Raw genomic sequence first — 8,338 nt, forward strand, 5'->3', positions numbered from 1 at the left:
ATTATTTTTGCAAGAGAAATTGCCTCTAGCGATAATCCTGAACAGGTTCGTGCTGAAAAGATTGAAGAGTATCGGGAAAAATTTGCAAATCCATATGTAGCAGCTTCCATGGGGATGGTAGATGATGTTATTGATCCGAGAGAGACTCGCATCAAGTTAATCCAAGGGCTAGAGATGATGCGTAACAAGAAAGAAACTAGACCTAAGAAAAAGCACGGGAATATCCCATTATAAAGGAGTCTTTTACAAGATGAATCGTTTAATAGAAGAATTTTTTGAGTTAGTGAAGATAGATTCTGAAACAAAGCATGAGCAAGTTATTGCACCAATTTTAAAGAATAAGCTCGAGCAGCTCGGTTTTTCAGTTCTGGAAGATGATTCAGCACAGAGAACTGGACATGGAGCTGGTAATTTAATCGCTACCTTGAAGGGAAATAAGTCTTCGGCAGATAGCATCTACTTTACTACTCACATGGATACGGTTGTGCCAGGTAAGGGAATCCAACCAGTTATTAAAGAGGATGGCTATATTTACTCAGATGGTACCACTATACTAGGTGCTGATGATAAAGCAGGGATTGCAGCATTATTCGAAGCAATACGTCGTTTAAAAGAGCAGTCCATCGAGCATGGAGATATACAAGTGGTCATAACTGCTGGAGAAGAAAGTGGCCTAGTTGGAGCTAAGGAAATGGACCCTTCCTTGCTGACTGCAACTTACGGTTATGCAATAGACAGTGATGGAGAAGTAGGCGGTATTGTTACTGCAGCACCTTATCAAGCAAAGCTTTGGACTACCATTACTGGAAAAACTGCGCATGCCGGTGTTGCTCCTGAAAAAGGTGTTTCAGCGATTACATTAGCTGCTAAAGGAATCGCAGCTATGAAATTAGGTAGAATAGATTATGAAACAACTGCTAATATAGGTCGCTTCGAGGGTGGTCAGGCAACAAATATTGTTTGCGATACTGTTCATATTTTATCAGAGGCTCGTTCTATCGATAAAGAAAAGCTAGATGCACAGGTTGAGCATATGGTAAACACATTTGCAGAAAAAGCAGAGCAATTCGGTGGAAAAGCTACTACGGAAACTAAATTAATGTATCCAGGCTTCCGTTTTGAAGAAAATCATCAAGTCGTACAGGTTGCAAAGCGTGCGGTTGAAAATATAGGAAGAAAAGCCGATATAAAAACAAGCGGTGGTGGTAGCGATGCCAATGTAATATCTGGCTTTGGTGTACCAACAGTAATTCTTTCAGTCGGTTATGAGGAAATTCATACCACTAATGAAAGAATGCCAGTGGAGGAACTTGAAAAACTAGCAGATTTACTTGTAGAAATCGTAAAGGTTGCCGCAGAATAATGCACCAGGAGGTTTTAATCCATGTCTTCTCAAAAGGTAGTTGTGTTTCAATCCGGAAATGAAGAATATGCAGTATCTATTGATCATGTAGTTTCTATCGAAAAGCTAGATAAAGTTAATCCTATCCCTCATTTACCGACTTATTTGATAGGATTGATGAAAATTAGAGGAGAACTTGTGCCTATAATTGATTTTGAACAGATTCTATATAATCAGAGTGGTCTTATGAATGCTAATGCCCGTGTGGTTACGATGCATACGGAAGAAATGTCAGTTGGTATTCTTGTAAAAGAGGCAAAGGAGATTTTAGATATCCCTTCTGAATCTTTAAAACAGATGGGTATTATGAATTATTCTAAGACAAAATATTTCACGAATATTGCTAATCTTGAAGATAGAATGATTACAATTATAGACCCTTCTATTTTAGTTCGTTCATTAGAAGGCATACAAGATATACAATCTTATTTAGAAGACAATAAAGGAAACCTTGAAGTAAGTAGTATATAATATTAGACATGGGTAAGTTCTGTTTTTCGATTGGACAGTGGAAGGTAGCTATTAAATGGCTACCTTTTTTCCCCTTTTATTTTGAAGGAGTTAAACATGTAGAAGAGGTGAAGAGACTTGACTAAACGAAACAGAATCATTTTTCACTTAGACATGAATAGCTTTTATGCATCTGTAGAACAAGCACATAACCCTTCTTTAAAAGGTAAGCCAATCGCAGTCGCTGGGAATCCGAAGGAACGTAGAGGAATATTAGTAACATGCTCCTACGAGGCAAGAGCAAGGGGCATTTATACAACCATGTCAGTATGGGAGGCTAAAAGAAAATGCCCGGAACTAATTTTGTTGCCTCCTAATTTTGAAAGTTATAGAGCCGCCTCAAAAGCAATGTTTGATATATTACGGTCTTATACTCCAATGGTAGAGCCTGTCTCTATTGATGAAGGCTATATAGATTTAACCGATGTTGATATGCAAGATGATGCAGTAGCATTTGCAAAATCCATTCAACAAAGAATATTGCGAGAGTTAGATTTACCTTGCTCTATTGGAATTGCCCCTAATAAATTTTTAGCTAAGACAGCCTCCAATATGAAAAAGCCGATGGGTATTACTGTGCTGAGAAAACGAGAGGTCTCACAACAACTATGGCACTTACCAGTAATCGAAATGCATGGCGTTGGAGAAAGCACCTCTAAAAAACTAGAATCATTGGGTATTATAACCATTGGAAATATAGCTAGCGCCAATCCAGAAATTTTAAAATCAAAGCTAGGTAAAGCTGGTGCGAGGTTATATAATCGTTCTCATGGCATAGACGATCGTGAAGTAAATCCAGAATCTATTTTTGAAACAAAAAGCGTAGGTAATTCTACTACATTACCATATGATGAAACAAATATGGAAGAGCTTCAAAAAGTGCTCAGAAGACTATCTGGGAAAGTCGCGTCACGGTTAGAATCTAAAAACCTCGCTGGACGTTCTATCACAATACATATTCGGGATGCTAGTTGGAAAAATAAAACGAGAAGTAAGACTGTAATTAATCGCCTCTTTAAAGAGGATGAAATATTTCAGCTAGCCTTTCAATTATTTGAATCAGCTTGGGATAGCGAGCCTATTCGACTGCTTGGCGTCACAGTTAACAATGTATTTGATAAGGGAGAATCAGTAGAGCAATTATCTATTTTTAACTATGAAGAGCATGCAAAAGAGGAGCCAATATTAAAGCTTGTGGAGCAGCTTCAGACTAAATTTGGAGCTGGGATTATTAAAAGAGGTATCAAGTTGGATAAAAAACCTTCTTTTGAATCTAAAACAAGTTTTAGTAAAGACTTTTTAGATGATCACGAAAGATAAAAAATCAATTTAATAAGAACAGGGGTTTTACGAGTAGATGAAGAAAACAAAAACACCAGAAATGATAGGCAGAATCATTATGATTATTATAGGGGCTGTAATTGCTGCCTACGCACTAGAAGCAGTATTGATTCCAAACTCTGTAATTGACGGCGGAGTGACAGGTGTCAGTATCATGGGGAATTATTTATTTGAGATCCCTTTAGGAGTCCTACTATTTATATTAAACATTCCTTTTATTTATTTAGGTTATAAACAGGTTGGTAAGACGTTTGCTTTATTTAGTATCATTGGTATCGCGGCATTATCAGTCTCAACTGTTTTGTTACATCATATTAATCCGATTTTAAGCGCGAAAGACCCGTTACTTGTTGTATTATCAGGTGGTGTAATGCTTGGGGTAGGTATTGGTATCGTCCTTCGTAACGGTGGTGCACTTGATGGAGCAGAGGTACTGGCCGTTCTAGTCTCACGTAAAGTACCATTTTCAGTGGGGGATATAATATTATTTATTAATGCATTTATCTTTGTTGGTGCAGGGTTCATATATGGTCTAGAGAGTGCACTGTATTCTGCTACCACTTATTATATTGCTAAAATAGTCATTGACGTCATTCAAGTAGGTCTTGAAAAATCCAAATCTGCTAGGATTGTTAGTAAACATTCAGAGGAAATTGGAACAGCCATCCAGGATAGACTTGGTCGAGGGGTAACCTATTCAAATGGAAGAGGCGGATTTACCAACGAAACAATTGACATTGTTACGTGTGTCATTACTCGAATGGAAGAAAACAAACTAATTACAATTATTAAAGAGAAAGACCCAAGTGCATTTGTAGTAATTACAGATGTAGCAGAGGTTCGTGGCGGCAGTTTCAAAAAGCGTGACATTCACTAATCAAAAACCGTTAAATGAGTTTATATCTCGTTTAACGGTTTTTTGTAGCTATCTATAGGTTATGTATATATTTCAGAAAACAATAGCATGTTTGTATAATTGCTAATAATGAACATACTATTGTCCCAAGCGCTCATAATGTTAAAATGATATATAACGAAGATTATATAAAATAAGGAAGTTGGATATATATGCAAATTTTGTTTTTAGGTACCGGAGCAGGTATGCCCTCTAAGCAACGTAATACAAGCTCGATGATTTTAAAGCTACTGGAGGAAAGAGGCACTTATTGGATGTTTGACTGTGGGGAAGCAACCCAGCATCAAATTCTTCGAACAACTATTAAACCGAGAAAACTAGAAAAAATATTTATCACGCATTTGCATGGAGATCACATTTATGGTTTGCCAGGGCTGCTAGGCTCTAGATCTTTTCTTGCTGGCGACGAGCAGCTAACAATATACGGTCCAAAGGGTGTAAAAGAATGGTTGGAGGTTACTTTGACTACGTCCCAAACTCGATTAAAATATCCTCTTCAAATCGTAGAGATAGAAGAGGGAATAATCTTTGAGGATGAACAGTTCATTGTAGAAGCAAGAATGCTCGAGCATGTTATTCCTTGTTATGGGTATCGTGTAACCCAAAAGCAACTTCCTCCTGAGTTACTAATCGAGAAGGCAGATGCTCTAGGGGTTCCAAGAGGTCCATTATTACGGTTATTAAAATCCGGTGAGGATGTTGTATTACCAGATGGTAAAATAGTCAAGAGCTCTGATGTAACAGGACAACCCAAAAATGGGTTTAAGGTTACCGTTTTAGGTGACACGAGACACTGCGAAAATTCTATTGTTTTAGCAAAGGACTCAGATATATTAATACATGAGGGTACCTTCGACACTGGGACAGAGGAGCTTGCCAGAGAATATGGGCATTCGACAATTATTGATGCTGCAAATGTCTGTGAAAGTGCTGGAGCTAAGCATTTAATAGTCAACCATATTAGTGCTCGTTTTATGGCAGAGGATTTGAAAAATCTGCTAAATCAAGTTTCTTCCTATAATTTCCCTATTTATATTGCAGATGATTTTAACGAGTTCAATTATATGAACGGTCAATTAGAAAAAATGGAAAACTAAACGTACTAACTTTAGTAGTACACACCAAAGCCATGGGTTGTGCTACTATTTTTCTTTCTATTAAGTAGAAGAGAAGGAGGTCGACCCGCCTGTGGGCGATATAAGAGTTCCTATCATAGACCAGCTTCACCCCCTAAATTGAATCAGTTTAGTATGTTGGGTCCAAAGAAATCGTGTATAAGAAAATGAAATAGATTAGATTATACATAACAAGTTAAAAAAAGTGAAATCGATAACCGGATTTCACTTTTTTATTTCTTTTTTGTTAGTTGTTTTTACGTTACGGCTGCTTGCTAGAGACTTTTAGAGAATTATTCCCAGTTTTTTTCTAGTCTAAAGTTTGTGGGTGATTTATGATCGTCATTCTTCCGCTCGACTATTCATATTGTTTCCCAAGAATTCTTGATTTTTGCTGGGCTGCATCTATGCATGCAAAAATAGCCTCGTCGACCTTGTGTGACATGAGCTGCTCGATGCCTGCCTCTGTTGTACCTCCTGGACTCGTAACCTTTCTTCTAAGCTCAGCAGGCTCCACACTGCCGTTCATTAGCATATGCGCTGCCCCCTTCATCGTTTGAAAGAACAATTGACGGGCATCTTCCTTACTTAGCCCGTGCAAAACAGCCGCTGCTTCAAATTGTTCAGCAAAGTAGTATAGATACGCTGGTCCGCTTCCTGACAGAGCGGTTACTACATGCATATCTTCCTCTTCCACTAACATGACTGTTCCTATTGATTCTAACAAGTTTATTATTACCTTTTTAGATAGATCATTTATTTTGTCATTACAGCAAAGGGCAGAAGCACTCAAACCAACAGAGGCAGAGGTGTTAGGCATAACACGTGCGATTGGTCGCTCTCCAAGGTACGACTCTATTGTTTGGATGGAAACACCCGCAATGACAGATACAATTGTAGCCGTCTTATTTATATATAAAGAGATATCTTTACAAGCGTCTATGGCATCTTTTGGTTTCATAGCAAGAAATACAATGTCTGCTTTTTGGAGAGCAAGCTTTTCTGAGCACATAATATTGATTTGGTACTTAGTTTGTAAATACTGCAGGTGTTTCTGATCTGATTTATTCATCACACAAATGGAATCTGGGGAAACTTTATTTTCCTCCAATAAGCCGTGGATAATAGCTTCAGCCATGGAGCCAGCCCCTACAAAAACTATATTAGTCATACGTTTATCCTCCTTCAAGTTAGTTCATATCTACAATTTTCCTTTAGTAATAATAATCAAACGTTAGATAACAATAAATTATCTTCTAAATAACCTTCTAATTATCAACAATGAGTTATATCAAATGGGGAGTAATAGGCTAAAAAAAGAATCCTTTTTATTGATTTGAATATGGAACTCCTTGACCATTACATTTATTATTTTTTGAAAGTCTTCCATCTACTCAACCCTAGATTTGAATATAAAAAAACGCTCCCGTCCCTATATTAAATAAGGACGAAAACGTTTGATTTCCGCGGTACCACCTAAGTTTGCTATAAAATAGCACATCTTTTTCCTTCTTATCGCGAAGGTCACGACTATGTTTACATAGTTGCTCCGAAGCAGGTTCCTTATATGAGAGGGAGATGAAATTTTCAGCAGGCATTTCACTCTCTTTACTCCATCATATATGTACTAGTCTTCTTCATAGCAAGAATTATCTGAATTAATGAAATTATAGAGGTCATTTTACAAAAAGTCAATCTAATTTAGTGACTCCTAACTTATTAACCTGTAAAATAAATGAATAGTCATTCATGTAAAGGAGAAACAAAAAGATGATACATAAGATAATTATTCCGACGCCTTTTGCTGTAGGGGATGTTAATGCATACCTTATAAAAGGGGATGTACTTACTCTAGTAGATGCAGGACCAAAAACGGAACAAGCACTAGTAGCTTTAAAAAGTGGTATAAACGAAGCAGGTTATGATCTTGATGATATAGAACAAGTTATCCTTAGTCATCATCATCCTGATCATTCAGGTTGGATTGAGGCGTTTGAAAAAGCGCAGATTCTAGGACACGAATATAACCAAGTATGGCTAAGAAAAGATCAAGCATTTTTATCTTATCATGATGAATTTTATTATAACTGTTTGGTAGAGGAAGGTGTTCCTGAACAATACTTAAAATGGATTGAAAAGATGAGGAGACCATTAAATTTCATCGGTAATCGTTCATTAGATGCGATATTGAAGGAAGGAGATACAATACCAGGTCATCCAAATATGCAGGTTTTAGAAACTTTGGGTCATGCGCAGAGTCATATTTCCTTATGGGACGAACAACATGGGGTGTTAATTGGTGGGGATTTAATCCTTGAAAAAATTTCTTCTAATCCATTAATAGAACCACCGTTGGACAAATCAGCACCTCGTCCGAAATCGATGCTTCAGTATAATGAAGCGTTAAAAAGAGTGCAAGCATTGGGCGTTCAAAAAGTATACAGTGGCCATGGAAATGAGGTGTTCGGAGTTGCTGATTTAATATCTTCTCGTTTAGTAAGACAACGGGAGAGAGCATTAAATGTTCTTGAAATGATGAAGGATGGGGAAAAGACTATTTTTGAACTAACTCAGAGGTTGTTTCCGAAGGTCTATGAAAAAGAGCTTGGTTTGACATTATCTGAAACAATCGGACAAATAGATTATTTAATGGACGAAGGTCTCATCCAAGAAAAGCGGACAGACGAAGGGATTCTTTTATATGAACAAGCGTAAGAGGATTCTTATTACTGGTGCTACAAGTGGTATAGGATTTATGCTGGCGCTACAACTGCAAAAGGATGGTCATCAGGTTTATGCAACAGGGAGAAATACTAATGCCCTAGATCAGTTGCAAAAGCAAGGAGTCCATGTCCTTGTTGCTGATTTAACGACAGAAACGGCTTATGAAAATCTCTTTGAGAAGGTGGAAACTCCAGATGTTGTCATATTAAACGCAGGAGTGGGTACCTTTGCTTATCTAACAGATTTAAAGGAAGAACAGATAGATCAAATGCTGAGTGTGAATGTAAAAGCACCTATTATGCTCACCAACTATTTTGCAAAGCTTATGAA

The 8,338-nt window shown here is 37.4% G+C and carries 9 protein-coding genes and 1 other annotated feature; of the genes, 8 read left to right on the forward strand and 1 reads right to left on the reverse strand.

The features are described 5' to 3' along the window. From AC06OU_RS13510 to rnz, 6 genes are all read left to right on the forward strand, one after another. The coding region (locus AC06OU_RS13510) for a carboxyl transferase domain-containing protein (RefSeq protein ID WP_475856432.1) at positions 1–234 on the forward strand (234 nt) is incomplete at its 5' end. A gap of 16 nt (positions 235–250) precedes the next feature. After that, the gene (locus AC06OU_RS13515; RefSeq protein WP_475856434.1) at positions 251–1,363 is read left to right on the forward strand and encodes a M20/M25/M40 family metallo-hydrolase; all 1,113 of its coding nucleotides are present in this window, start codon (positions 251–253) and stop codon (positions 1,361–1,363) included. Positions 1,364–1,384: 21 nt separating this feature from the next. Then, positions 1,385–1,873: a chemotaxis protein CheW gene (locus AC06OU_RS13520; RefSeq protein WP_298468521.1), complete on the forward strand. Its 489-nt coding sequence runs from the start codon at positions 1,385–1,387 to the stop codon at positions 1,871–1,873. Between the two features lie 117 nt (positions 1,874–1,990). Beyond that, positions 1,991–3,232 carry a DNA polymerase IV gene (locus AC06OU_RS13525; RefSeq protein WP_475856437.1) on the forward strand — a complete coding sequence of 414 codons (1,242 nt, stop codon included), beginning with the start codon at positions 1,991–1,993 and terminating at the stop codon, positions 3,230–3,232. Positions 3,233–3,269: 37 nt separating this feature from the next. Then, complete coding sequence (locus tag AC06OU_RS13530; protein WP_475856439.1) at positions 3,270–4,130, forward strand: YitT family protein; 861 nt, start codon at positions 3,270–3,272, stop codon at positions 4,128–4,130. Positions 4,131–4,321: 191 nt separating this feature from the next. Continuing rightward, entirely contained in the window at positions 4,322–5,266 is a 945-nt protein-coding gene (gene rnz / locus AC06OU_RS13535) for a ribonuclease Z (protein WP_475856440.1), read from the forward strand. Positions 5,267–5,642: 376 nt separating this feature from the next. Here the strand turns inward: rnz and proC are convergent, their stop codons facing one another. Beyond that, the gene (gene proC / locus AC06OU_RS13540; protein WP_475856441.1) at positions 5,643–6,455 is read right to left on the reverse strand and encodes a pyrroline-5-carboxylate reductase; all 813 of its coding nucleotides are present in this window, start codon (positions 6,453–6,455) and stop codon (positions 5,643–5,645) included. A gap of 269 nt (positions 6,456–6,724) precedes the next feature. Then, positions 6,725–6,934 (reverse strand) — a binding site (T-box leader). Between the two features lie 120 nt (positions 6,935–7,054). Between proC and AC06OU_RS13545 the strand changes: the two genes are divergently transcribed. Both AC06OU_RS13545 and AC06OU_RS13550 read left to right on the forward strand, forming a co-directional pair. Next, positions 7,055–7,999: an MBL fold metallo-hydrolase gene (locus AC06OU_RS13545; RefSeq protein WP_475856443.1), complete on the forward strand. Its 945-nt coding sequence runs from the start codon at positions 7,055–7,057 to the stop codon at positions 7,997–7,999. Beyond that, the coding region (locus AC06OU_RS13550; RefSeq protein WP_475856445.1) for an SDR family NAD(P)-dependent oxidoreductase at positions 7,986–8,338 on the forward strand (353 nt) is incomplete at its 3' end. The genes AC06OU_RS13545 and AC06OU_RS13550, both read left to right, overlap by 14 nt.

Source organism: Psychrobacillus sp. (genome assembly GCF_056205495.1).